Source organism: Pseudovibrio denitrificans JCM 12308, from assembly GCF_001310815.1.
Lineage (GTDB): Bacteria > Pseudomonadota > Alphaproteobacteria > Rhizobiales > Stappiaceae > Pseudovibrio > Pseudovibrio denitrificans.
On the sequence record NZ_BAZK01000003.1, the window covers coordinates 47,233 to 70,787 of the forward strand.

Below are 23,555 nucleotides of genomic sequence, written 5' to 3' on the forward strand. Positions count from 1 at the left end.
ACCTTTGAAATGTAAAAGCTTAAGCTGCTTTGCCAATTGGTTCTGCAATCAGATGTCTCTCGGTATGCCCTGTAATGCGTGCGGAGACAAGACTTCCGGCAATATTCGCATCCAGTTCAACCTGAGTAAATTGCTCAGTACGACCAAGCCCTTCACGCTCAATCAAAATCTCGCGCTTCTTACCTACTTCAGCGCGCAAGTGCGCAAGCAGAGCTTCCTGTCCCTTGATCCGAAGGCGAGCAGCGCGCTCTTTGATGACCTTGCGATCAAGCTGAGGCATGCGTGCAGCAGGTGTGCCTGGTCGTGGTGAGAATGGGAACACATGCAGATGTGTCAGGCCACATTCGTCAACAATTCGCAGCGTGTTTTCAAACATCTCGTCGGTTTCGGTTGGGAAACCGGCAATGATGTCAGCACCAAACACAACATCAGGACGCATCTTGCGCACATCTTCGCAGAAGCGAATGGTGTCCTCACGGGAGTGACGGCGCTTCATGCGCTTCAGGATCATGTTATCGCCAGCCTGCAGAGAAAGGTGCAGATGTGACATCAGACGATGATCATGCGCGATCACTTCCATCAGCTCATCATCAGCTTCAATGCTGTCGATAGAGGACAGGCGCAGACGCTTGAGGTCCGGAATAAGCTTCAGGATTTTGGCGCAGAGCGTGCCCAACTTCGGCGTGCCCGGCAGGTCAGCTCCATAAGAGGTGATATCAACGCCGGTCAAAACGATTTCGCCATAACCATTATCGACAAGGCGTTTGATCTGGTCGATCACCACACCCATCGGTACGGAACGGGAATTACCACGGCCATAAGATGATGCAGAAGGTGCAGCGGTGGTCACAGCCGTTTTGAACCTGAACAAACGCACGGGAGCGTCCTTCCAGCCCATCAATCAGGTGGCCGGCAGTTTCGCGCACGCTCATGATGTCGTTGACGCGAACCTTCTCGGTTTCTTCAATGCCAAACTGAGCGACACGGCCATAAGAGGCGCGCTCCAGTTTTTCGGAGTTTCCAAGAACCAGATCCACTTCGCCCATTTCAGCAAAGGTTTCTGCTTCAGTTTGTGCTGCGCATCCAGTTACGATGATGCGCGCATTTGGATTCTCACGGCGTGTTTTACGAATAGTTTGTCTTGCTTGGCGGACAGCTTCGTTGGTCACGGCACAAGTGTTGATCAGCACAGCGTCTTTGAGGCCAGCAGCCTCCGCTTCGCTTTTCATCACTTCCGACTCATAAGCGTTCAGTCGGCAGCCGAAGGTCACAACATCAATGCTCACTGCGTTGGCTCCATTGCCGCGTCCCCCGAAGCGGTCTTTGTGTAGGTCAGGGTGTCAAGATTGAGTGCACCCTCGAATTCAATTGCGGTTTCACCGGTCATCATGATGTGGTCGTTATCCTCACGCCACTCAATACCTAGCGGTCCTCCCGGCAAGTGGACGGTGCACTTGCGTGCAGTCCGGCCAGTACGCGCTGCAGCAACACCAGTTGCGCAGGCTGCGGTGCCACAGGCTCGCGTCAAGCCAACACCACGTTCCCAGACCTTCAGGCGGATTTCGTTTTCGCCGATAATCTGAGCAAGGGAGATATTCGCCTTTTCAGGGAACATCGGATGACACTCAAGCAATGGTCCAAATCGCTCAAGGTCGTGGGCTTCAATATCATCCACCCAGAAAATCGCATGCGGATTACCAACATTCACAACGCTTGGAGAATGCAAAACCGGCGCATCAATCGGCCCGATCTGCAACTCAATAGCGCGCGTATCAGCAAACTCTTCGGCAAGCGGAATCTGATCCCACTCAAGACGAGGAGTACCCATGTCAACGCTCACCAGCGTTTCAGTGTCAGAAGCATGCGCAATCAGCAAACCAGCGTTGGTCTGAATGGTAACGCCTGGAGTGCCAGCTTCACCCATTAGCAGACGGCCAATGCAGCGTGTTGCGTTACCGCAAGCATCGACTTCACTACCATCGCGGTTATGGATGCGCATAAAAGCATAAGCATCGGAACTTGCAGGCTCGACCGTAATCATCTGGTCAAAGCCGATACCCTTTTCACGGTCTCCGATAGTCGCGATTTGCGCCGGAGTTAAGATGACCTTTTTCTCGCGGCTGTCAAACACCACGAAGTCATTGCCTAAACCGTTCATTTTCAAAAAGGGAACCAGCGTATCCGCCATGAGCTTGCTTCCATTCATGCGTAATCCGTCAAGAAGGCACTATATGGAGTAAATTACTTTAGATTACTAGGGAAAATGCAGGGAAAAGCCTCCCCTGAGACAATTGAGAGGCCAGCTTTAAAGCCTCCCTAATCGAATCCTCTGGTTTTGCACTATTCCGCACAGACTTCGAGCATGTCGCCGGGCGCCATTTCTTTCAATATCTCCCGCATCACTTCAGGGTAAACAGCCACACATCCCTCTGTTGGCAGGAAGCCTTCACGCGCCACGTGAAAGAAGATCGCGCTGCCTTCGCCTTTCACTGCTGGGTACATATTACAATCCAGCACCACGACGATGTCATAGAGCCGGTCATCCCGCCACATCTTCTCATGGCTCGGCTCAAAGGGTAGGTCTACAGGACGATTGTACAGAGCATCCTCTGGAGAATCACACCACCCATCACTCTGAGATAGCGGCGAAACTGGTAAATAGGTCACTGGACAGGACCCGCGGTCCGCTCGGTAATACACATTCAGCAGTTCAAAACGTCCAATCGGCGTTGCACCATCGCCCTCGCGTTTTGTGTGGGTCAAACCAGACCTTCCAAGTGCACACGCAAATGTTACCGCACCCAAAGTCAACGTTCCTGTGTGAGGCTCGTTACCTGTATGCCGCACAAATAGGGTCTTTTGGGTCTTTTTAAGCAACTTTGCGGGTGGAGTGGGTACTGCGAGAGGAAGCATTGACGAACCTGTTGTCCTGCGGAAAACACCGGGAGAAACACTCCCAAATAAAGCGGGGGTCACTTACGCGTGAAGTAGATTTTACGAAAAACTTTGAGATTTACCACGTTTTTGCTCGCCTTTTTTTCGGCAACCCTTCATGTATTTATGTGAGATAAGTTTTAGGGCTAGCACCAAAGATTGGTGATTGGGTGAGAATATGACTGCACGTAAAATTCTGCTTGTAGATGACGATAATGATCTGCGCGAAGCTCTGGTTGAGCAGCTTTCGCTTTATGATGAATTTGAAACCACTCAAGCTGACAGTGCTGCTGCTGGCATCAAAAAAGCAAAAGAAGATCATTTTGACCTCGTTCTGATGGACGTTGGTCTGCCGGACATCGATGGCCGTGAAGCTGTAAAGCTGCTGCGCAAAGCAGGCTTTGGCGCTCCTGTCATCATGCTCACTGGTCATGACACAGACAGCGATACCATTCTTGGTCTGGAAGCTGGCGCAAACGACTACGTTACCAAGCCGTTCAAGTTTGCTGTTCTCCTCGCTCGCATCCGTGCACACCTGCGCCAGCACGAGCAGAGCGAAGACGCTGTGTTCACCATTGGCCGTTACTCCTTCCAGCCTGCTGCAAAGTCCATGCAGGACGAAAGCGGTGCGAAGGTTCGTCTGACCGAGAAAGAGACTTCCATCCTGAAGTTCCTCTACCGCGCAGGCGAAAAGCCAGTGACACGCGATGTACTGCTGCATGAAGTTTGGGGCTACAACTCCGGCGTCACCACACACACGCTGGAAACCCACATTTACCGTCTGCGTCAGAAAATCGAGCGTGATCCGTCCAATGCGGAGCTTCTGGTCACAGAAGCCGGTGGATATAAGCTTGTACCTTGAGGCATAAGCGGCTAATTCAAGAACTATGAGTCTAGCCCGCGACATCGAAATCTTAAGACGCGTTCCACTCCTCTCGCAGTTTACAGAGGACCAGCTGCGCCTGCTCGCCTTCAGTGCGGAAACAATGCAGGTATCAAAAGGCGGAACAGTTTTTAATGAAGGTGAGCGGGCAGACGGCGGCATCGTGCTGACAATCGGCAAGGTGCAGCTTGAGACCGGGATGGGGCGCGACTCGCGTCCCCGCGGCACTTATGGCCCCGGCACTTTATTTGGCGAAAACGCTCTGATGGCTGAAGGCAAACGCCCAGCCCGCGCAGTTGCTCTCGAAAACTGTGAGCTGATCCGCATTCGCCGCGCACTCTTCTCCCGCATGCTTCAGGAATTTCCCGAAACTGCTCGCAAGCTTTACGTCGATAAAGCAAACGAGTTCACCACCGCAGCCGCTGCTTTGGCTTGCGTTGGCCGAAAGCTGGATGAAGTGGACGCTCTCAACGAACGTCATAAGCAAGAAGTCGCGGCAAAGCGCAGCTAAAACACAAGCTAACTAAAGCGGCTTTTGCACTCTGCTCTCTTTAAAATCATAGACAATCGAGCTTTCAATTTTGGTGATGTAAGCCCGTTTCGTGAACTTCTCAAAGGCAAGGCTTTTCAGATGGTCGATATCGCGCACACGTAAATGCGCAATGATATCGTAAACCCCACTGATGAGCGTGACGGATTTCACTTCCGGCAGCCCGACCACCTCCTGCATGAACTCTTCCACTAAAAGAGCTTCGTGCCGATCCAGCTGAATGAAGAACATAGCCTCAAACCCAACGCCATAGGCCTTCGGGTCCACAACAGCGTGGCTACTCTTTAAAATGCCACTGTCTTTCAGTCGCTTAATGCGTTCATGACAAGCTGATGGACTGAGGTTGACCTCCGCTGCGACCTGTTTATTGGGCAGGAGTGCATTATTCTGCAAAATCTCCAATATAGCGAAGTCTGTTCGGTCTAGCTGGGCGTATGAGTTCATTTTTCGGAATCTATTCGATATTCTGAAGGTGGTGGCAGGAGTATATTCGGAGAAAATTTGGAATAAAACCCCCGCAAGAATTTACTCCCAATGGCAGCGAATACTCTCCTTTTCTCATCACCATTCTCAGTCTGATCATCGTTCCTGGTCCGGATATGCTCTACGTGACCAGCCGCGCTCTCGCGAGCGGTCGCCCCGCCGCTCTGAAAGCATCTCTCGGTATCTCTGCCGGATACCTTGTGTTCACTGTGTTGGTTGCTGCCGGTTTTCAGTCCCTCTTCCTTGCAGAACCAAGGCTGTTTCAGGCGATCCGCTGGATGGGTCTGGCCTATCTTATGTATCTAGCTTATCGCTTGTTTTTTGCTGGCGGCATGTGGACCTCTGAAGAAGAACAGCAAGCTCCAACAGAGACCAATGACCTGAAGTTCGGCTTCCTGACCAGCCTGCTCAACCCCAAGGGCATGCTCTTCTACTTCTCTTTACTGCCGCAGTTTTATGTGCCTGAGGTCATGCCATTCTGGGTCTATGCATTGATCTTCGGCATGGTTGCCAGCCTTCTCTGCCTGATTGTCTACTATGGCGTCGGCAGCCTCGTGTCCGGCCCTGCACGCCTTTGGCTTGCAAACAGCAACAATGGCAAACGCGTCTCTATGCTCGCCAGTCTCTGTGTCTTCGCAGTTGGCATCTCCATGGTCGTTGCCGATATGGCCTAAAGCCATCTGCACGAACAAGTGAAAAGCACACGAGCTATAAAGCCACAAGCTTGTGATATGACTGCATGATGCCCTCATGCAGTCATAGTTTGCCGCTTTGACTGAGATGGAACAGCTCGCTCAAAGAGGAAGTCTTTCGATGCCAAGTTCACTCACAAAAGCACTCGCAAGTACTGCTTTGGCAATGCTGCTGGCAGTTGCAGCTCCAAGCACCTCCGTGCTTGCGCAGAACACTTCACCGGAGGAGTTCTTTGCCGTAGTTAAAGCGAAAGATCTGGGGAAGCTGGATCAAATCGCTCAAGCCGGCAGCTCATTGGATCTTCGCAATGAGGAAGGCGATACAGCAATCATCATCGCCGCACGGCGTGGTGATCTCGCATTGCTTGAACATCTGGTCAAGCTCGGAGCGGATATCAACCTGCAAGATGCCAATAAGCGTGACGTCCTGAACATCGCGATTACGACGAGAAACCCAGATTTAGCCCGACGTGCTCTGGATCTGGGCATTGATCCTGCGATGGTGACATCCGTCTACGAAGGGTCAGCGCTTATCTATGGCAGCCATCAGGCGCGGTCGAGATTGTGTCCATGTTGATTGATGCCGGCGCACCTCTGGACCACGTCAACAACCTCGGTTGGACTGCCCTTCTGGAAGCAACCATCCTAGGTGATGGCAGCGAGCCCTATCAGGCGATCGTCGAAAAGCTGGTTGATGCCGGCGCCAGCAAAACCATCGCCGACCGCAATGGCAACCTCCCAATCGACCACGCCCGCAACAAAGGCCACACGGAGATTGTGGAGTTGCTGGAAGACTAGTGCGAGCTGAGGGAGACGTTATTGAAATGTCGGATTGCGCTGACTTTCTGCTTCCTGCAGTAGTCGCTCCCAACTTGCCCGCGCTTTGGAACTAGGCTTTTCCTTAGATATTCTTATAAGCAACTCCTGAAACCGTCTCTGTTTAGAAATCTCAAGAACTGATAAGGGATTTCCATCGACCTTGATCTCAGGACTGCCCTTGAAGTGTTCGATTGTATCTACATGAGCTTCTAAGCGTTGGGTCAGCTCTCTGATGGTTAGTCCGGTTGCTTTTTGTATAGCGATCCGAAAATCATCAACTGCTTCATGGGAGCGATCAAGGTGACTTTGAGCAATTCCGCGTTCCAAGTACAAAATAGCCAGCTTTTGCTCCTCAGAACTGACGAAGCTGTTCCAGAACTCTAGTTTAAGAGCAATATTGCAAGCACGAACCTTTCTTACTTCTGAGATCTCAGGCTTTCTACAGGTTCCTGCAAAAATGCTGGAAGTGAAACCTGCAATCCAGACTGACAGAAGCAAAATCACTAAGCCCAACGTGAGCGGCCATTTGAATGAGAAGCCTGTAGCGGTATCTTTGCTCACCTAACTCTCCGAGCCTGCCTTGTGAGCTTTCCATATAGCAAGGGCGCCACGAGGGCGCCCTGAAAAACTTTGAAAACTTCTGATTTAATCAGTGCCAAGGATGGCTCAGTTCAAGCTTGTCTTCGTAGCTGTCGATGTGCTGGGTCTTCTCGAAAGTCTGACCAATGTCATCAAGGCCGTTCAGCAGGCAGTGCTTGCGGTGTGGGTCCAGATCGAACTTGATCGCGCCACCGTCTGGGCCGCGAACTTCCTGCTCTTCCAGATCAACAGTCAGGGTCGCGTTTGCACCGCGGGATGCATCGTCCATCAGCTTGTCGAGGTCTTCCTGGCTTACAATGATTGGCAGAATACCGTTCTTGAAGCAGTTGTTATAGAAGATGTCAGCAAAGCTGGTGGAGATCACACAGCGGATACCGAAGTCCAACAGCGCCCATGGAGCGTGCTCACGGGAAGAACCACAGCCGAAGTTATCGCCAGCAACGAGGATCTGAGCTTTCTCATAGCTTGGCTTGTTCAGCACGAACTCTTCGTTCTTGGAGCCGTCGTCGTTGGTGCGCATCTCATGGAAAAGTGCAGTGCCAAGGCCCGAACGCTTGATGGTTTTCAAAAACTGCTTCGGGATGATCATATCGGTGTCGATGTTGACCAACGGCAAAGGTGCAGCAACGCCTGTCAGTACTGTAAACTTTTCCATGGAATACTCTCCTCGGATCTCTGGAATTCTCTAATTTTTCTTAGGCAACAGCGAGGTCGATGCTCTCGTTCAGGCCCATCATAATATTCAGGTTTTGGACAGCTGCCCCAGAAGCGCCCTTACCAAGGTTGTCGTAGATAGCAACCAACAGAGCCTGGTGCCGATCGTCGTTGGCAAACACGTGCAACTGCATCTTGTTGGTGCCGTTGAACATCTCTGGGCTCAGGTCTTCGATTGCATTCACGCTTTCAAGCGGAGCCACTTCCACATCACCAGCCACGCTGGAGAAGTGGTCTGCAAGCGCTTCGTGCAGGTCTTTGCCAGTCGGTGCGTTGCGAAGCTGCCCGAGCTGCAACGGCACAAATGTCATCATGCCCTGTGCGTAGTTGCCAACTGCAGGCTGGAACAAAGGAGCATGAGCAAGGTCAGCGTAGAACTGCATCTCTGGCAGGTGCTTGTGACCGAACTGCAAACCATATGGCCAGTAAGAGGACGCCTTATCGTTGCCTTCGTACTTTTCGATCATCTGACGACCACCACCAGTGTACCCGGAAATCGCATTCACAGTGAACGCATGGGTGGACGGGATAAGGCCAGCTTCAAGCAACGGACGAATAGTTGCGATCACACCCTGAGGGTAACAACCCGGATTTGATACAAAGCGTGCCTTGGAGATGATCTCCGCCTGATCCTTTGTCATCTCAGGGAAGCCATAGGCCCACTCTGGATTAACACGATGTGCGGAAGACGCATCAATCACACGGGTGCTGTCGTTGGTGATGAGCGAGACGCTCTCCAGTGCAGCTGCATCAGGCAGGCATAGAATTGCAACATCAGCAGAATTCAAAAGCTCTGCACGTGCGTCCAGTTCCTTGCGGCGCTCTGGAGCGATACTTAGGATTTCAATGTCACGGCGCCCAGCCAAACGCTCGCGGATCTGCAGACCCGTAGTTCCGGCTTCTCCATCAATGAACACGCGCACCGACATTTTTGACTCCTTGGAGCTTGTAGTTGGAATAGGTTCAGGGGTTGTACAACGTCCATCACCCATTGTCACAGAATAGGGCGCGTTTTTTTAGACCTCTGTCCTCAATTGGCAGTTGAGGGAGGCTCAAGCAACCAGAGGTTCGCCGGGTGGGCTTTTCGAATATTACAAGAATTCCCGTATGTCGCTCACATCCGAACACATTCTACTGAAAAGGACGTTTTTACGGTGTTCTTATCGCGTTTCGCATTGAAAAATTGAACAAATGCACCTTAATAGGTTTCAAAGGCATAGGCCGCGTCCATGTGGCATGTTCGCGCAGCCTGTGCCGACTATAATGTTGGATGAGGAACGCCTGAATGTCTGGAACGACAACCGAGGCTAAAGCTGGGCTTATTGCCGATACCTGTGCACTGCTGATTGACGAAAACGAAGACGAAGCAAGGTTTGCCGAAGACCTCTTCTCTCACGCCGATGCAGAAGATCTCCTGAACTACACCCCATCAGAGCTTGCTGTTGTTTCGCAGGAAGCCTGGCTGATTTCGCAAATCACCCACTGGGGACCCATCGAATTCGTGTTTTCAATCCGCAGCCAAATGCTGACGGCAAGCAGCTCGAAGACATCACCGTCGTTGAAATCGTCAACGATAACATGGCCTTCCTCGTATCCTCCGTAATGGGGGCAATCCAGACAGCTGGTTACGAAGTTCGCCTCGTTCTGCACCCACTCTTCGTTGTCGAGCGCGATGACGACGGTGGCCTCCAGAAATTCCACGGCACCGTTGGTCTGGGAGGACCATCCGTTCGCCGCGAAAGTCTCATCCATATTCACCTGACCCGTCTGAACTCCGATGAGGACATCAAGCAGCTCGAAGAGAGCCTCGATCTTGTTCTCAATGATGTTCGTCAGGCCGTGAATGACTGGCGCCCAATGCGCGACAGAATTCAGCTGGCCGTTGAGGAATACCAGCAGGTCCGCGCAAAAGCAGACAACAAGCAGTTCGATGAAGCGATTGCCTTCCTCGAGTGGATGGCTGCTGACAACTTCACTCTTCTCGGTATTCGTGAATTCATCTTCGACGATACCAGCGAAAACGGCGAGCTTTCCCTGATCGAAGGTTCTGGTCTGGGTATCCTGACCGATCCTAACGTCCGCGTGCTGCGCAAAGGCTCCGAGTTCGTTGTAATGACACCGGAAATCAGAGAGTTCCTGCTAAAGCCAGAACCGCTGATCATCGGTAAAGCTAATATCCGCAGCCGCGTGCACCGTCACGTGCATATGGATTACATCGGCGTGAAGCTGTTTGATGAAGAAGGCAAACTCCGCGGCGAGCTGCGAGTAGTTGGTCTCTTCACAGCAACAGCCTACACCCGCTCAACAAGTTCCATTCCTTACATTCGCCATAAGACCGCGAAGGTAATGAAGAACCACGGCTTTGATCCAGAAAGCCACAGTGGTCGTGCGCTTCGCAATATTCTGGAAGGCTATCCACGTGATGACCTGTTCCAGATTGATGTCGATACGCTCTCCAACTTTGCAGATGCAATTCTGCAGCTGAACGAGCGCCCACGTGTCCGCGTTCTCTCCAGAACTGACAAGTTCGACCGTTTCGTTTCCATCATCACCTATATTCCGCGTGATCACTTCACCACGAGCATCCGCGAGCGTGTCGGCAAGTATCTGGCAAACGTCTACGAAGGCCGTCTGTCCGCTTGGTACGCAACGTTCCCGGAAGGCCCGCTTGTCCGCGTCCACTACATCGTTGGCCGTTATGTCGGTGATACGCCTCAGCCATCTCAGGCAGAGCTGGAAGCTTCCATTCAGGAAATCGTCCGCACATGGACAGACAGCCTGAGAGAAGCTCTGCGCTCCGTTTATGGCAATGCGATCTCAGGCGCGCTTCTCAAACGCTATGGTTCTGCGTTTGATGGTGCCTATACGTCCGCAACACCAGCAGCGACCGCAACCAAGGATATCCGCCGTATCGAGCAGCTCGGTGAGAAACGTCCTCTGGTGATCAGCTTCTACAAGCGTGAGCGTGAAGGTAAGGGCCAGATTTCTCTGCGTGCATACCATCTCAACAAACCGATTCCGCTGTCCGCCCGTGTTCCGATGCTGGAAAACCTTGGTTTCCGTGTCATCAACGAAAGAACCTATCGGATTACACCAGCAGATCGTGAGCTGAGCTACCTGCACGACACCACGCTGCATCTGGATGAGAACCGCTTCCGCAACTTCACCGAAGCGGACATTGAACGACTCGGTGCTCTGTTCCTCGCAGTCTGGAATAAACAGGCTGAAAACGATGGTTATAACGCCCTTGCACTGACTGCCGGATTGGCTTGGCGGGACATTGCGATGATCCGCGCGCTCTCCCGCTACCTGCGTCAGGCAGGAATCCTCTATTCTGAAGATTATATGTGGGGAACTCTTAACCGCTATCCACAGATCGCTCAGCAGCTGGTTCACCTGTTCCATACACGCTTCGATCCTACACTCGGAACGTTTGAACGTTCGGGTAAGGAGAGCCGTCTGATTGATGAGATTTCCGCAAGCCTGGACGAAGTAACGAGCTTGGATGACGACCGAATCCTCCGTCGTTTCCAGAACCTGATCCTTGCAACTCTGCGCACCAACTTCTTCCAGTTGGATGATGCTGGCCAGCCGAAAGCAACCTTTGCGTTCAAGCTGGACCCACACAAAGTGGAAGGCCTGCCAAAGCCTCTGCCGTACCGCGAGATCTTTGTCTACAGCCCACGCGTGGAAGGTGTTCACATGCGCTTCGGCCCAGCAGCCCGTGGTGGTCTGCGCTGGTCTGATCGCGCACAGGATTACCGCACAGAAGTGCTCGGCCTCGTGAAAGCACAGCAGGTTAAGAATGCTGTGATTGTTCCGGTTGGCGCAAAAGGTGGCTTCCTGCCGAAGCAGCTTCCAAAAACTGGCAGCGTGATGAGTGGATCGCTGAAGGCACAGAAGCCTACAAGATCTTCATCTCCTCCCTGCTGGATCTGACAGATAACCTGGACGCTGACCTCATCCTGCCACCAGAGCTGATGGTGCGTCACGATCAGGATGATCCATACCTTGTTGTGGCAGCGGATAAAGGCACAGCAACCTTCTCAGACACCGCAAACGCAATCTCTGAAGACAAAGGCTTCTGGCTCGGTGATGCGTTCGCATCCGGCGGTTCTGCTGGTTATGACCATAAGAAAATGGGCATCACCGCACGCGGCGCATGGGAAGCTGTGAAGCGTCACTTCCGTGAGATGGACCGCGACATTCAGAAAGAGCCATTCACCGCTTGTGGTGTCGGCGATATGTCTGGTGACGTGTTCGGCAACGGAATGCTGCTCTCCAAAGCAACCAAGCTGGTCGCAGCCTTCGATCACCGCGATATCTTCCTCGACCCGAACCCGGATCCATCTGTGACCTGGGACGAACGTAAGCGCATGTTCGATCTGGGCCGCTCTTCCTGGCAGGACTACAACAAGGAACTGATTTCTGAAGGCGGTGGCATCTACCCACGTTCTTCCAAGTCTATTCCTCTGTCCATTCAGGTTCAGAAGATGCTCGGCCTCAACAAGGCAAAAGCATCTCCTCAGGAGGTTATGACTGCCATCCTGAAGATGAAGGCAGACCTGCTGTGGTTCGGCGGCATCGGCACCTACATCCGTGCATCTGATGAAAGCAACATTGAAGTGGGTGATCGTGGCAACGACTCCATCCGCATCACGGCTGCTGAAGTTGGTGCAAAGGTTATCGGTGAAGGTGCAAACCTCGGTATCACCCAGAAAGCGCGTATTGAGTTCTCCCGTGCCGGTGGTCGTTGTAACTCCGATGCGATCGACAACTCCGCTGGTGTGAACTCCTCTGATATGGAAGTGAACATCAAGATTGCGCTGGGCGCCGCAGTGAAGAAGGGCACCCTGACCACTCCAGACCGCAACGTCTTGCTGGCAGATATGACAGACGAAGTTGCACAGCTGGTGCTGCGTAACAACTACCTGCAAACACTGGCAATCTCTCTCTGTGATCGCCGTGGCCTGGAAGATCTGGGCTATCAGGTGCGCATGATGCGCCAGCTGGAATCTCAGGATCTGCTGGATCGTGCAGTGGAAGATCTGCCAGACGATGCAACCATCGAAGAGCGTGAGAAAGCTGGTCAGCACTTGTCCCGTCCAGAACTGGGCGTGCTTCTGGCCTACGCAAAACTCACTCTGCATGATGAGCTGCTCGAAAGCTCTGTGCCGGATGATGCGTACCTTGCGAAAGAGCTGTACCGCTACTTCCCGAAAGAGATGGCAGACACCTACTCTCAGGAAATTGAGAGCCACCGTCTGCGCCGCGAAATCATCGCGACCATGCTGGCAAACTCCATCATCAACCGTGGTGGCCCGGCATTCCTGACCCGCATTATCGACCAGACCGGCGCGTCTGTAGCTGATGTGGCGCGTGCATTCGCAGTGGTTCGTGATGCCTTCGGTCTGACACAGCTGAACGAAGAGATTGACCGCCTGGACAACACCATCTCTGGTGACCTGCAGCTGGAGCTCTACACTCTGGTTCAGGACCTGGTGCTTGGTATGGTCATCTGGTTCCTGCGCAACGTATCCTTTGAGGATGGTCTGGAAGCAGCGATCAACCGCTTCCGCGATACTGTGAAGCGTCTGTCTCCGCGTCTGGAAACCTTCCTCTCAGAAGGTCGCGCTGAAATGCTCAAGGCGGAAACCAACCGTCTGGTAGAAGCTGGCGTTCCAATCATGATCGCAGCACGCATCGCTCGCCTGATTGGTGAAATGGTCATCCCGGATATCGTTCTGGTCTCCGAAAAAGCTAACCGTGACGTTGACGAAGTTGCAGCCTCTTACTTCCGCGTTGCTGAACACTTCAAGTTCGGTGCGATTGAAGAGCTGGCTCGTGAGTTCGTCATTCGTGACTACTACGACGGTCTGGCACTCGACCGCTCCCGTTCGATCCTTGCAAACGCACTACGTGATCTGGCGGCTCAGGCTCTTGAAGACGAAAAAGGCTTCGACGGTTGGCTGGAGCGCAACGCAGGCAAAGCGGAAAGAACACAGCAGGCAACCAGCGAAATTCTGGAGAAGAACCTGTCGGTTTCCAAGTTCTCCGTTGCAGCTGGCATGCTGGCAGAGCTGGCAAACTAAGCTTCGCGAAAAAGCTCAAAACAAAACCCCGGCGCAGCTCTGCACCGGGGTTTTTCATTGCTGAAACCAGAGCACTCAGCTCTTGGCGTTTTTCTCTTTTTCCATGGCCAGACGCATCTCAAGGTCAGAGATATGCTTCATGGCTGCTTTTTTATCTTCTTCGGAAGAGGCTGCGCGGTACTTCTCGCGTGCTGCAGCTATATCGTGGGTCAATTGCACTTCACGAGGGGCAGCAGCGCGATCAAGTACACTCTTTTGAACGCCCTCGACGCGTTCTTCTTCGACCTTTGTTCCTGATTTTGAACGGAGCGCTTCCAACTGCGCTTTCAGTTCTTGTTGGGCGGCGGCGTTCTTGTTGTTTTTATTGAGGTCGAACATGCTGGTTCCTTCTTGAGTGTCAAAACATATCCTCCCGATAGATATGAATTTAAACCAGCGTCTCTGTCTATTGCGTCCCGAAAGGTGTGCTGAACCTGCCCTTAATGCAGCACACCTCTATCTAATCAATTCCAATCTTTCTGCCCCAATCTTACTTGTAAATCAGCTTGGCAGTCACAATCGCTCCAACGGCGATAATGGAGATGACATTGCCGACAACAAGTGGCCAGGCAGCAGTCATGATGCCGTAGATAAACCAGAGCAACACAGTGCTCAGCACAAGAAGGTTAGCCGCCAGAGAGAGGTCTTTTGTCTCGCGCGTCTTCCACGTTTTCAAAGTCTGCGGAAGCCAGCACAATGTGCCGATAATGGCCGCGAGATAGCCAATGTAATCTGCATAAACAAGCATAGGACATATCGCATTCAGAAGTGTATCAAAGAAAAGCTTAGGTAGGTGCTGGTGAGACTAGCACAGTGAAAAAGTGAGTGTAATAGGTCCTTTTGCGGCAAGTGCACGCACAAGAAAGCCCCGGGGTTGCCCGAGGCTTCATCCTCTCGAAGACTACAAAAACAAAGCTAAAACACCCGTGTTTCTTCACGCGCAATCAGCTCACTCAGGGTCTTGATGCGTGCGCCATCCTCTTTGAAGTTCGCAGGAGAAAGCCACTTCTCGAAAGAAGCACGAAGCACCGGCCATTCACTATCCAAAACAGAGAACCAAGCCGTATCAAGGTTTTTGCCTTTCACGACGGAGGCCTGACGCAATGTGCCTTCGTAGCTGAAACCAAGACGAACCGCAGCCTTGCGGGAAACCTTGTTCAGGGCGTTGCAGCGCCACTCATAACGACGGTAGCCCCATTTATCGAACACCCGCTGCATCATCAAAAACATCGCTTCAGTACCGCCGCACTTGCGTTGCAGCAGAGGGGAGAAGTGGATGTGTCCAACTTCGATGCTGCCAGTCTCTGGCACAATGTTCATGTAGCTGGCGATGCCAAGCGCTTTTCCGCCTTCCTGCTCAATAATGGCAAAGGCGAAAGGGTCATTTCCTGTCGCAAGCTCTTTAACGTAGGCCTCAAAGCTCTCGAAGTCAGGAAACGGGCCTTCATCCAGATAGGTCCAGTTCCGGCCTTCAGTGTCCACGCTGAAAGCTTCATAAAGGTCTTCTGCATGCTTGGCTGGGTCCAGTCGCTCCAATCGGCAGAAGTGACCAACCATGGTCTCATCTGTCGGCTGCTTGGCTGAAGTCCAGTCAGACATATCATCACCGACAACCTGCCCCAGTTCGTTCTGGTTTTGAGAAGGATCTTTTTCAGCCTTCTCTACTGATTTCAGTGCAGCTAGATATGCAAGCATTTTAAAGCTCCTCGGAATGTCCCGGTCTGGAAAGTTTACAACACCAAAATGACAAGACCCCGACCTCTCGGTCAGGGTTCGTCATCAAGGTTGATTACAGGCGTTCTGAAGGATCGTTCTTTCTCACAAGAGAAGCAGATCCCTTCGTATCGTCATCATCGTCTCTCCTCGATGATGTAAACGCCCAGAAACTCCGTTTGATGTCACCTTTGGCAAAGCAGTCATAAAAATCTCGCCGCCCGTACATCGAGTTCTTGCTACAGCCATATCCATACCAGTAGCAGGTGTCGCTCTTCTTCACCTCGATGTGGCCGTGGCGGTTCCGTTTATCGCGATCGTAAACGCAGATGGAACCGTCTGGAGCGCGGTCTGGGCTGCTGACACGCAAGCGCTTGAAGCCGTATTTAGGCAGTGCTTTGATCGCCATGTAAGCCGATCCACCTGGAATATAGGTATCTACAAGCCCTTCGGAAAGGAGGTGCTTCTTCACATAGCGGTAGCAGTAGGTCATGCCGCGGCGACGGCGGGCAGAACGAACACCACCTGAGCTTGCTGCCAACACGGCGCTGGCATAGCCCATGTAGCTGTCTTCTTCGCTACCAGCAATTTTGTTGGCTTCGTCGCGGCTCAGCGTAGCCACTTCAGTCAATGCGTATTTGGAAAAGTCTGCTTTGGAAACGTAAATATCAGAGGCAATGTCACCGTCTTCATCAGGCTGATCAACGCCAAGGCGAACCAGCTCACCCTTGGCAGCGTCTGTTGCCCAGTCCAGAACACTCAATTGAGCGCCAACAGGCAGGATCTGCTGAAGAGAAGCGCCAACTGTTCCGTCATCCGCCGCTGTCCAGCCCTTTGCAAGAATTGGCTTGGCGACATTGTAGTTGCCGGAGGTGGTCATCTTGTTTTGCGGAAGAGTATCTTCGCCGGAAACCAGTGAAACAGGCTCCTCTGGCAAGGATAGTTCACCAAAAGAAGCGTTTGGTCCTGCAGCCACTGCAGTCGTGAGAACCAGAAAACTAAACCCTGCATACGCGGATACTTTTGCAAACTGTAGCATAATCCCTCCGAAAGCCTTTTTAGGCACAGCAGCACCGGTTCCCGCGCGCGTTGCATCACGAGATTGCTGAAAGATGGCAATAGAAAACGGTCGAGGCGCTCACGCGCTTCGTGGTTCATGCCAGTCTGATGATGGTGCGCAGCTGTCGTTTTACTGACGCAAGCTCCTGCTGGGGGGCATCTCGCACGCCGGCAGGCAAAATGTCCGGCAAGCCTTCACAAGGAAAGCTCGCAGGCACTCAGCGCTCAAACAAATGCAATACAGGCTGGCGCCTGCCTCTTGGTGCCAGTCTGTCAGTCAGCAATGTAAGAGCGCGTTTGCTCGTTTAGATCTTGCGCAGCGCCACTGTTTCGATGCTGTGGTCTGTACCCTTTGTCAGGATCAGATCAGCGCGTGGTCGCGTGGGCAAGATGTTCTGGCGAAGGTTCTCCAGATTGATGTTCTGCCAAAGGTCCTTCGCGATCTCTTGCGCCTTATCATTCGAAATTGTGGAAAATTTATGGAAATATGAACCTGGATCGCGGAACGCTGTCTCACGCAGACGCATGAAACGCTCCAGATACCAGCGTTGCAGCACTTGCTCTTCTGCATCAATGTAGATAGAAAAGTCAAAGAAATCAGAGACAAAGGGCACAGCCTTTGCCGCTTTGGGCTGGTGAGATGTCTGCAGAACGTTCAGCCCCTCGACAATCAAAATGTCTGGCTGTTCGACTGTGACATGCTGTCCCGGCATCACATCATAGAAGAAATGAGAGTAAATCGGGGCGCGCACTTCACGCTCCCCACCCTTGATGTCGGTCAGGAATTTCAGCAGGGCAGAACGGTCATAGCTCTCCGGAAAACCCTTCCGGCGCATCAGCCTTCTGCTTCCAAAATAGAATTCGGGTACAGAAAACCATCTGTCGTAATCAGGTCCACCTTCGGGCTGGCTGGCCAGCGCGAAAGGAGCGCCTGCAAAAGACGGGCAGTGGTGGATTTGCCAACAGAGACCGAACCCGCAATACCGATGATGAACGGCGTGCGGGTCAGCTGCATGCCCAAAAAGCGCTTCGTCGCAAACTGAAGGCTCTGGGAAGCTTCCACGTAATAGGCAAGCAGACGTGAAAGGGGCAGGTAAATATTCTTCACCTGCTCCAGAGACACAAAGTCATTGAGCGATTGCAGGTCTTCAATTTCCTGCACGCTCAACGTCATTGGCGTGTCTGCACGTAAAGACGCCCATTCAGTCTCTGTAAATACAGAGTAGGGAGACAGATCCAGTTCCTGAACTGGAGCGAGTTCTTTATGCATAGCGTTAGCGCTCAAGGCCCGTCGTGCCTCCCACTTCGCATGACAAGAAGAAACCTAGCCGTCCGTACGGGAGGCTTTTTCTTCCAGTCCGGTTTGTCCGGTGCGTGCTGCAAGCTTTGCCAGAACTTCGTCCAGCGCCACATCGGAAACCTTCAAAACAACAAGTAGGTGATAAAGCAGGTCAGCTGCTTCAGAAGCAACGCCTTCCTTATCACGCTCTACAGCCGCAATCGCAGTTTCAACGGCTTCTTCTCCAAGCTTTTGTGCACACTTGGAAACGCCCTTGGAAATGAGCTTGCGGGTATAAGACAGTTCATCATCACTGTTCGCACGTGCAGCAATGATAGCCTCTAGGTCCGAAAGGGTAAAATTGGTCATTTGACTAGCCTTGTTGAGGCCGCTTCAGGATTACTTTCAATACCTGAGCGAAATTTACTTATCCAGACGCATAGGAATTCCAGCATCTGCCATGTGTTGCTTGGCTTCTTCAATACTGTAAGTCCCAAAGTGGAAGATTGAAGCAGCAAGTACAGCAGTCGCGTGCCCGTCACGGACACCTTCAACCAGATGATCCAGAGTTCCAACCCCACCGGAAGCAATCACCGGTACATGTACAGCATCCGCAATTGCACGGGTAAGCGGCAAATTGTAGCCCTCTTGCGTACCATCACGGTCCATGGAGGTCACCAGCAGCTCACCAGCGCCCAAATCGACGGCTTTCTTGGCAAACTCAACCGCATCAATGCCCGTTGGTGTACGGCCACCATGGGTGAAGATTTCGAAGCGCTCAGGCTCCCCTTCAGCAGAAACACGCTTAGCGTCGATGCTGACAACAATGCACTGGCTGCCGAACTTCTGGGCGGCTTCCCGAATAAACTCAGGATTTTTCACCGCTGCAGTGTTGATTGAAACTTTGTCTGCACCTGCATTCAGCAGCTTGCGGATGTCTTCCACGGTGCGCACACCGCCGCCAACAGTCACCGGCATAAAGCAGGCTTCCGCGGTGCGTTGCACAACATCATAAATCGTGTCGCGGTTATCGCTGGATGCTGTGATGTCGAGGAACGTCAGTTCATCAGCACCCGCCGCATCATAGGCTTTCGCTGCCTCAACCGGGTCACCAGCGTCGATCAGGTCAACAAAGTTGACGCCTTTTACGACACGGCCATCCTTCACATCAAGGCATGGAATAATACGTGCCTTCAGGGTCATGCGAGGCCCTCCCGGCTCTTCTTGATCAGATCAAGAGCTTCAGCAGGATCAAGGCGACCGTCATACAGCGCACGGCCAGAGATCGCACCTTCCAGAATATCGCAATCAGGCTGGATCAGGCGCTCAATGTCCTTGATGTCTGCAAGGCCACCAGAAGCGATGATCGGAATGCTCACAGCATTAGCCAGTTCCAGAGTGCTCTCGATGTTGAGGCCCTTCAGAACGCCGTCACGATCAATGTCTGTGTAGATGATTGCTGCAACACCAGCATCTTCAAACTGCTTCGCCAGCTCAATCACGGTCAGCTCAGAAGTCTCTGCCCAGCCTTCAACTGCAACCTTGCCGCCTTTGGCGTCAATGCCCACGGCAATGCGATCCGGATACTTCTTGCAAGCTTCCTTCACCAGCTCAGGGTCGCGCAGGGCAACGGTGCCGAGAATGACGCGTGCAACGCCTTTTGCCAGCCAGTTGTCGATGTGCTCCATGGTGCGGATACCACCACCCAGCTGAACCGGGTTGCTGGTGTTGGCAAGGATTGCATCAACAGCTTCGCCGTTTTTGCTCTCACCCGCGAACGCACCGTCCAGATCAACAACGTGCAGCCATTCAAAACCCTGATCCTGAAATGCCTTCGCCTGCGCACCTGGGTCGTCGTTGAACACGGTTGCCTGATCCATGTCGCCCAGTTTCAAACGAACGCACTGGCCGCCTTTAAGGTCAATCGCTGGAAAAATAATCATAATTCTGTCCTTGGACTTGTCTGTGTCACTGAAAGCGGGCAGCCGTTACGGCGCCCAGCTCAGGAAATTGGAAATCAGGGAGAGGCCGAGCTTCTGGCTCTTTTCAGGGTGAAACTGCGTGCCGACGATGTTGTCTCGCCCCACCATCGCAGTGAACTCACCCGCATAGTCAAAGCTTGCCAAACGGTGCGCAGGGTTGGCTGTCGCAAAGTGATAGGAATGCACGAAGTAAGCGTGCAGGCCATCACCACCGGTTTTGATGCCTTCAAGAACTGGGTGCTCATCACCAGTCACGTTGATGGTGTTCCAACCCATGTGAGGAATTTTCAGCTCAGGATTAGCTGGCTTCATCGCGGTCACATCACCGCTGATCCAGTCCAGCCCTTCAGCTTTTTCGAACTCAAGCCCGCGGGTTGCCAGCAGCTGCATGCCAACGCAAATGCCCATGAATGGCTTGCCTTTGGTCAGCACAGCTTCAGCCAGCGCTTCCTCCATACCATCAACCGCCTGCAAACCGCGCCGACAATCCGCAAACGCACCAACACCCGGCAGAACAATGCGGTCTGCCTTGGCAACAACGGTTGGATCCGAAGTCACTGTCACCTCATGAGTATGATGATGGTTATGGGCTGCATGCTCAAACGCTTTTGCCGCGGAGCGCAAGTTGCCAGAACCATAATCAATAATTGCCACACTCATGAAGGAACTCCTGTTATCGCTTGAGTGTCATTCCAACGACATCTGTGTCGCTGGTTTGTGGAGCCTGAGGCCCCTGTGGAGGCCGCGTTTCGCCTTTGCGGCGGGAAACACGGTCGAAGAAACGGATTTCTGCCTCATCCAGATTGGAGGCAGTGATGAAGCCGACGGTCTGCCAGTTCTTGCGGCGTAGGCTCCAGCTTTTCAGGAACCCGGCTTCCATCGCAAAGAACAGTGTAGCAAGCACGGTGATAAAGCCGCCTGTAGTCGAGCCAAAGGCATCGGCGACAAACACCAATGCAATGATCGCTGCCAGATAGCCAAGAAAAACCAGCCACATGCGGTTATAGAGAGACCAGAGGAGGGGGAAGAGCATCGCCCACCATGAAAAGCCGTCTTTCACGAATTTGATGTTTCGTGCGTCCTCGTCCTTCAGGTGGTCAAGAGAAACCCCTGGTTCGGTCATGACATAATAGACAGCCAATTGCATTCTCCATAACTGGTAGAGCTGCGGGCCGAAAAAGGTTAGCCGCCAAGCTGACCTTTCGTCGTCGGCACGCGTCCACTCTGGCGTGGATCTGGTTCGATAGCTGTGCGTACTGTACGCGCAACCGCTTTAAAGCATGTTTCCGCAATATGATGGCAGTTGGTGCCATAAAGGTTTGCAATGTGCAGAGTAAAACCTGCATTCATGGCAAACGCACGGAAGAACTCTTCAAAAAGCTCAACATCAAACGTGCCAACCTTGTCCCGTGGGAAGTCCACCTGCCAGACAAGGAAAGGACGACCGGAAACATCCAGTGCCACACGGGTCAGGGCTTCATCCATCGCCAGATGCGTATCCGCATAGCGGGTGATGCCGCTCATGTCGCCAAGTGCTTCTTTAAACGCCTGTCCCAGAGCAATGCCCACATCCTCTGTGGTGTGGTGGTCGTCAATATGGGTGTCACCATCTGCGCGAATGGTCATGTCCACGAGCGAATGTCGGGAAAGCTGTTCCAACATATGATCAAAGAAACCAACACCGGTCTTGATGTCATACTTGCCTGTGCCATCCAGATTGATGGAAACAGAGATCGTCGTTTCTTTAGTGCCGCGGGCAATAGTGGCCTGACGCATGGGATGTCCCTTGATAAGTTTATAGCCCTTATACTCATGCAAAACCCCTGCACAAGCATTTAAAGACGCGCCGTTTTAACAGGCTAAGGGATCGCTGCAAATACCCAAAGATGAAAAAGCTAGGATCTGCTACTCCCTCTGGTATTTCTCGGCACAAACTGTTAGGAACTGAGCCGTTTATCTATCAGATATTTGGAGCCTCGCATGTCTTATCGCCCAGCAAATGCAGTCGATCGCTTGATCCTTCCTCTGGATGTTCCAACAGTTGATGAAGCGCGTGAGCTCGTCAAGAAGACACAAGGGCTTGTCGGCACTTATAAAATCGGCATGCAGCTCCAGTTCGCAGGTGGCCTCCAGTTCGCGGAAGAGCTGGCCAAAGAAGGGCACTCCATCTTTCTCGATGTAAAGCTGCTGGATATCGACAACACCATCACCAGCGCAGTGAAAAACGTCGCAAAAATGGGCATGAAGTTCATGACCATCCATGCGTACCCGAAAAACATGCGTGCCGCAGTAAAGGCACTGGAAGAAGTCGGCAACAAAGACCTCTGCTTGCTGGGTGTCACCGTCCTCACCTCCATGGACGAGCAGGACGTGAAAGACGCTGGCTATGTCGGCCCAACTGCAAACCTTGTTGAGCAGCGCGCGCTTGATGCAATTGAAGCAGGCGTTGGCGGTATTGTCTGTTCTCCGGTGGAATCTGCTGCAATGCGTGCCAAGGTTGGCGATAAGCTCTGCATCGTAACGCCGGGTGTTCGCCCGAAAGGCTCTGATGCTGGCGACCAGCGCCGTGTCATGACCCCATACGATGCCATCAAAGCAGGGTCCGACTACCTCGTCATCGGCCGCCCAATCTACCGCGCCGAAGACCCCCGCGCCGCCGCCGAAGCTGTGGTCGCTGAAATCGAGAGCGCTCTTTAAAAATTACCTTCAATGAGCCTCTGCCACTCAGAGGCTCATTTTTCCATCTTTCTTTGTCTCTTGAACAAAGACTTAAGCTGCTCCCGATACTGTTAATAGAATCCAGTGAGAAGGAGCAGGCATCCTATGGACACTATTCTCATCACCGGCTTTGGCGCTTATGCCAACACGCCGACCAATCCCGCAGAAAAACTGGCATTAGCGCTGGATGGTGAAGAGATCGCAGGCGCAAAAATAGTCTCCCGCATTGTCTCCGGGGCGTATTTCCGCTGCATTGAAGAGACCGTTGCCGCCATGGAAGAGCTGAAACCCAGCGCTGTCCTCATGTTGGGCGAGTACGGTGGTCGCTCCATGATCACGCTGGAACGTCTGGCGCAAAACCTCAATGATTGTGCGCGTTACGACGTTACGGATACCGCAGGCGTTACGCTGCAGGGAGAGCTGACGGTACCTGATGGCCCGGTTGGTTACTACGCCACAGTTCCCCTCAGAGCCATGACACAGGCTATGCGGGATGCTGGAGTGCCAACGGATATCTCGGATTCTGCTGCTACCTTCTGCTGCAATCACCTCATGTATGGCGTCCTGCACCACATTGCTGAAAACAAACTTCCCATCCGGGCAGGCTGGGTGCATCTGCCCCATCTGCCAGAAGTCGCGGCTATGATTCAGAACCTCGGTGCGCCGAGCATGTCCGTGGATACGCTGGTAAAAGGCATGCGGGCTGGAATTGAGGCGTTGCAGGCAAATCAGGAAGATCAAAACATCAACATCATCTCCAAGATGCTGATTTAAAAAGGGATACCTGCTCAAGGATATAAGGCATCCTGGAAAGCGGCGGTGTCTTTCAACACTTATCCAAGCCATCTGACGGTGAGTTCAGCAGATGTGATTGCATCTGGTTGTGTTTTACAATCTGCGCAACTTATCTAAGCGATTTCGAGGGGTGCCTTGATGCTGCGCTTTCACACCCACGTTATGAAGCAGGCACAAAGCACGTCCATTCAGTGCACTTCACG

At 52.6% G+C, this 23,555-nt stretch carries 23 protein-coding genes and 3 pseudogenes; 8 read left to right on the forward strand and 18 right to left on the reverse strand.

The window, feature by feature from the left end:
- Positions 1 to 19: 19 nt before the first annotated feature.
- From mtaB to JCM12308_RS03720, 3 genes and pseudogenes are all read right to left on the reverse strand, one after another.
- Positions 20 to 1,286 (reverse strand): annotated as a pseudogene (gene mtaB / locus JCM12308_RS03710) (tRNA (N(6)-L-threonylcarbamoyladenosine(37)-C(2))-methylthiotransferase MtaB).
- Positions 1,283 to 2,206, reverse strand: coding sequence for a diaminopimelate epimerase (gene dapF, locus JCM12308_RS03715; protein ID WP_167369203.1), 924 nt, complete (start codon positions 2,204 to 2,206; stop codon positions 1,283 to 1,285). Before dapF ends, mtaB begins: the two are co-directional and overlap by 4 nt.
- 134 nt (positions 2,207 to 2,340) lie before the next feature.
- Entirely contained in the window at positions 2,341 to 2,913 is a 573-nt protein-coding gene (locus JCM12308_RS03720; RefSeq protein ID WP_208608909.1) for a L,D-transpeptidase family protein, read from the reverse strand.
- A 199-nt stretch (positions 2,914 to 3,112) separates the two neighbouring features.
- Between JCM12308_RS03720 and JCM12308_RS03725 the strand changes: the two genes are divergently transcribed.
- Complete coding sequence (locus JCM12308_RS03725; protein ID WP_041767864.1) at positions 3,113 to 3,796, forward strand: response regulator transcription factor; 684 nt, start codon at positions 3,113 to 3,115, stop codon at positions 3,794 to 3,796.
- A gap of 25 nt (positions 3,797 to 3,821) precedes the next feature.
- The gene (locus JCM12308_RS03730; RefSeq protein ID WP_054782910.1) at positions 3,822 to 4,328 is read left to right on the forward strand and encodes a cyclic nucleotide-binding domain-containing protein; all 507 of its coding nucleotides are present in this window, start codon (positions 3,822 to 3,824) and stop codon (positions 4,326 to 4,328) included.
- Positions 4,329 to 4,340: 12 nt separating this feature from the next.
- Here the strand turns inward: JCM12308_RS03730 and JCM12308_RS27670 are convergent, their stop codons facing one another.
- Positions 4,341 to 4,811 carry an Lrp/AsnC family transcriptional regulator gene (locus JCM12308_RS27670; protein ID WP_083416850.1) on the reverse strand — a complete coding sequence of 157 codons (471 nt, stop codon included), beginning with the start codon at positions 4,809 to 4,811 and terminating at the stop codon, positions 4,341 to 4,343.
- 164 nt (positions 4,812 to 4,975) lie between these two features.
- Between JCM12308_RS27670 and JCM12308_RS03740 the strand changes: the two genes are divergently transcribed.
- The 3 genes from JCM12308_RS03740 (at position 4,976) to JCM12308_RS28920 (ending at position 6,340) form a co-directional block, all read left to right on the forward strand.
- Positions 4,976 to 5,524, forward strand: coding sequence for a LysE family translocator (locus JCM12308_RS03740; RefSeq protein ID WP_208978228.1), 549 nt, complete (start codon positions 4,976 to 4,978; stop codon positions 5,522 to 5,524).
- A 139-nt stretch (positions 5,525 to 5,663) separates the two neighbouring features.
- Positions 5,664 to 6,119: an ankyrin repeat domain-containing protein gene (locus tag JCM12308_RS03745; RefSeq protein WP_208978229.1), complete on the forward strand. Its 456-nt coding sequence runs from the start codon at positions 5,664 to 5,666 to the stop codon at positions 6,117 to 6,119.
- On the forward strand, positions 6,113 to 6,340 hold the full coding sequence (locus tag JCM12308_RS28920; protein ID WP_208978230.1) for an ankyrin repeat domain-containing protein: 228 nt from the start codon (positions 6,113 to 6,115) through the stop codon (positions 6,338 to 6,340). The genes JCM12308_RS03745 and JCM12308_RS28920 overlap by 7 nt, the downstream gene beginning before the upstream one ends.
- Before the next feature lie 18 nt (positions 6,341 to 6,358).
- On the opposite strand, the gene JCM12308_RS03750 is transcribed toward JCM12308_RS28920, so the two are convergent.
- From JCM12308_RS03750 to argC, 3 genes are all read right to left on the reverse strand, one after another.
- Entirely contained in the window at positions 6,359 to 6,922 is a 564-nt protein-coding gene (locus JCM12308_RS03750) for a hypothetical protein (protein WP_208608911.1), read from the reverse strand.
- A gap of 88 nt (positions 6,923 to 7,010) precedes the next feature.
- Positions 7,011 to 7,616: a 3-isopropylmalate dehydratase small subunit gene (gene leuD, locus JCM12308_RS03755; protein WP_014283457.1), complete on the reverse strand. Its 606-nt coding sequence runs from the start codon at positions 7,614 to 7,616 to the stop codon at positions 7,011 to 7,013.
- A gap of 40 nt (positions 7,617 to 7,656) precedes the next feature.
- Positions 7,657 to 8,604 (reverse strand): N-acetyl-gamma-glutamyl-phosphate reductase, encoded by a 948-nt coding sequence (gene argC / locus JCM12308_RS03760; protein WP_054782911.1) that lies wholly within the window; start codon positions 8,602 to 8,604, stop codon positions 7,657 to 7,659.
- A 356-nt stretch (positions 8,605 to 8,960) separates the two neighbouring features.
- Here argC and JCM12308_RS31310 point away from each other — a divergent pair.
- Positions 8,961 to 13,767, forward strand: a pseudogene (locus JCM12308_RS31310) (NAD-glutamate dehydrogenase).
- A 75-nt stretch (positions 13,768 to 13,842) separates the two neighbouring features.
- On the opposite strand, the gene JCM12308_RS03770 reads toward JCM12308_RS31310, so the two are convergent.
- The 11 genes and pseudogenes from JCM12308_RS03770 to hisB form a co-directional block, all read right to left on the reverse strand.
- Complete coding sequence (locus JCM12308_RS03770; protein ID WP_008548432.1) at positions 13,843 to 14,145, reverse strand: hypothetical protein; 303 nt, start codon at positions 14,143 to 14,145, stop codon at positions 13,843 to 13,845.
- Between the two features lie 151 nt (positions 14,146 to 14,296).
- Entirely contained in the window at positions 14,297 to 14,554 is a 258-nt protein-coding gene (locus JCM12308_RS03775; protein ID WP_008548548.1) for a SemiSWEET family sugar transporter, read from the reverse strand.
- A 167-nt stretch (positions 14,555 to 14,721) separates the two neighbouring features.
- Entirely contained in the window at positions 14,722 to 15,501 is a 780-nt protein-coding gene (locus JCM12308_RS03780) for a GNAT family N-acetyltransferase (RefSeq protein ID WP_008548709.1), read from the reverse strand.
- 94 nt (positions 15,502 to 15,595) lie between these two features.
- On the reverse strand, positions 15,596 to 16,558 hold the full coding sequence (locus JCM12308_RS03785) for a hypothetical protein (RefSeq protein WP_054782912.1): 963 nt from the start codon (positions 16,556 to 16,558) through the stop codon (positions 15,596 to 15,598).
- Between the two features lie 325 nt (positions 16,559 to 16,883).
- Positions 16,884 to 17,848: pseudogene (gene coaA, locus JCM12308_RS03790) on the reverse strand (type I pantothenate kinase).
- A 54-nt stretch (positions 17,849 to 17,902) separates the two neighbouring features.
- On the reverse strand, positions 17,903 to 18,226 hold the full coding sequence (locus JCM12308_RS03795; protein WP_008548771.1) for a phosphoribosyl-ATP diphosphatase: 324 nt from the start codon (positions 18,224 to 18,226) through the stop codon (positions 17,903 to 17,905).
- A gap of 54 nt (positions 18,227 to 18,280) precedes the next feature.
- Positions 18,281 to 19,060, reverse strand: coding sequence for an imidazole glycerol phosphate synthase subunit HisF (gene hisF / locus JCM12308_RS03800; RefSeq protein WP_008548610.1), 780 nt, complete (start codon positions 19,058 to 19,060; stop codon positions 18,281 to 18,283).
- Complete coding sequence (gene hisA / locus JCM12308_RS03805; RefSeq protein WP_008548661.1) at positions 19,057 to 19,800, reverse strand: 1-(5-phosphoribosyl)-5-[(5-phosphoribosylamino)methylideneamino]imidazole-4-carboxamide isomerase; 744 nt, start codon at positions 19,798 to 19,800, stop codon at positions 19,057 to 19,059. The genes hisF and hisA overlap by 4 nt, the downstream gene beginning before the upstream one ends.
- Before the next feature lie 45 nt (positions 19,801 to 19,845).
- Positions 19,846 to 20,499, reverse strand: coding sequence for an imidazole glycerol phosphate synthase subunit HisH (hisH, locus tag JCM12308_RS03810; RefSeq protein WP_054782913.1), 654 nt, complete (start codon positions 20,497 to 20,499; stop codon positions 19,846 to 19,848).
- A 13-nt stretch (positions 20,500 to 20,512) separates the two neighbouring features.
- Positions 20,513 to 20,986 (reverse strand): DUF2628 domain-containing protein, encoded by a 474-nt coding sequence (locus JCM12308_RS03815; protein ID WP_054782914.1) that lies wholly within the window; start codon positions 20,984 to 20,986, stop codon positions 20,513 to 20,515.
- Between the two features lie 35 nt (positions 20,987 to 21,021).
- Entirely contained in the window at positions 21,022 to 21,615 is a 594-nt protein-coding gene (gene hisB, locus JCM12308_RS03820; protein WP_008548769.1) for an imidazoleglycerol-phosphate dehydratase HisB, read from the reverse strand.
- Positions 21,616 to 21,819: 204 nt separating this feature from the next.
- On the opposite strand from hisB, the gene pyrF reads away from it, so the two are divergent.
- Together pyrF and pcp are read left to right on the forward strand one after the other, a co-directional pair.
- Positions 21,820 to 22,536 carry an orotidine-5'-phosphate decarboxylase gene (gene pyrF / locus JCM12308_RS03825; RefSeq protein WP_054782915.1) on the forward strand — a complete coding sequence of 239 codons (717 nt, stop codon included), beginning with the start codon at positions 21,820 to 21,822 and terminating at the stop codon, positions 22,534 to 22,536.
- Positions 22,537 to 22,662: 126 nt separating this feature from the next.
- Complete coding sequence (gene pcp, locus JCM12308_RS03830; protein ID WP_054782916.1) at positions 22,663 to 23,331, forward strand: pyroglutamyl-peptidase I; 669 nt, start codon at positions 22,663 to 22,665, stop codon at positions 23,329 to 23,331.
- The last annotated feature ends 224 nt before the right edge of the window (positions 23,332 to 23,555 follow it).

Bases quoted from the DNA above. Each gene is read 5' to 3' on its own strand.
- JCM12308_RS03725 (WP_041767864.1), top strand. From the start codon at position 3,113: ATGACTGCACGTAAAATTCTGCTTGTAGATGACGATAATGATCTGCGC.
- argC (WP_054782911.1), bottom strand. From the start codon at position 8,604: ATGTCGGTGCGCGTGTTCATTGATGGAGAAGCCGGAACTACGGGTCTG.
- leuD (WP_014283457.1), bottom strand. From the start codon at position 7,616: ATGGAAAAGTTTACAGTACTGACAGGCGTTGCTGCACCTTTGCCGTTG.
- JCM12308_RS03745 (WP_208978229.1), top strand. From the start codon at position 5,664: ATGCCAAGTTCACTCACAAAAGCACTCGCAAGTACTGCTTTGGCAATG.
- hisB (WP_008548769.1), bottom strand. From the start codon at position 21,615: ATGCGTCAGGCCACTATTGCCCGCGGCACTAAAGAAACGACGATCTCT.
- pyrF (WP_054782915.1), top strand. From the start codon at position 21,820: ATGTCTTATCGCCCAGCAAATGCAGTCGATCGCTTGATCCTTCCTCTG.
- hisH (WP_054782913.1), bottom strand. From the start codon at position 20,499: ATGAGTGTGGCAATTATTGATTATGGTTCTGGCAACTTGCGCTCCGCG.
- JCM12308_RS03785 (WP_054782912.1), bottom strand. From the start codon at position 16,558: ATGCTACAGTTTGCAAAAGTATCCGCGTATGCAGGGTTTAGTTTTCTG.
- hisF (WP_008548610.1), bottom strand. From the start codon at position 19,060: ATGACCCTGAAGGCACGTATTATTCCATGCCTTGATGTGAAGGATGGC.
- JCM12308_RS03720 (WP_208608909.1), bottom strand. From the start codon at position 2,913: ATGCTTCCTCTCGCAGTACCCACTCCACCCGCAAAGTTGCTTAAAAAG.
- JCM12308_RS28920 (WP_208978230.1), top strand. From the start codon at position 6,113: ATGTTGATTGATGCCGGCGCACCTCTGGACCACGTCAACAACCTCGGT.
- hisA (WP_008548661.1), bottom strand. From the start codon at position 19,800: ATGATTATTTTTCCAGCGATTGACCTTAAAGGCGGCCAGTGCGTTCGT.
- JCM12308_RS03795 (WP_008548771.1), bottom strand. From the start codon at position 18,226: ATGACCAATTTTACCCTTTCGGACCTAGAGGCTATCATTGCTGCACGT.
- JCM12308_RS03775 (WP_008548548.1), bottom strand. From the start codon at position 14,554: ATGCTTGTTTATGCAGATTACATTGGCTATCTCGCGGCCATTATCGGC.
- JCM12308_RS03730 (WP_054782910.1), top strand. From the start codon at position 3,822: ATGAGTCTAGCCCGCGACATCGAAATCTTAAGACGCGTTCCACTCCTC.
- dapF (WP_167369203.1), bottom strand. From the start codon at position 2,206: ATGAATGGAAGCAAGCTCATGGCGGATACGCTGGTTCCCTTTTTGAAA.
- JCM12308_RS03770 (WP_008548432.1), bottom strand. From the start codon at position 14,145: ATGTTCGACCTCAATAAAAACAACAAGAACGCCGCCGCCCAACAAGAA.
- JCM12308_RS27670 (WP_083416850.1), bottom strand. From the start codon at position 4,811: ATGAACTCATACGCCCAGCTAGACCGAACAGACTTCGCTATATTGGAG.
- JCM12308_RS03780 (WP_008548709.1), bottom strand. From the start codon at position 15,501: ATGCTTGCATATCTAGCTGCACTGAAATCAGTAGAGAAGGCTGAAAAA.
- pcp (WP_054782916.1), top strand. From the start codon at position 22,663: ATGGACACTATTCTCATCACCGGCTTTGGCGCTTATGCCAACACGCCG.
- JCM12308_RS03815 (WP_054782914.1), bottom strand. From the start codon at position 20,986: ATGCAATTGGCTGTCTATTATGTCATGACCGAACCAGGGGTTTCTCTT.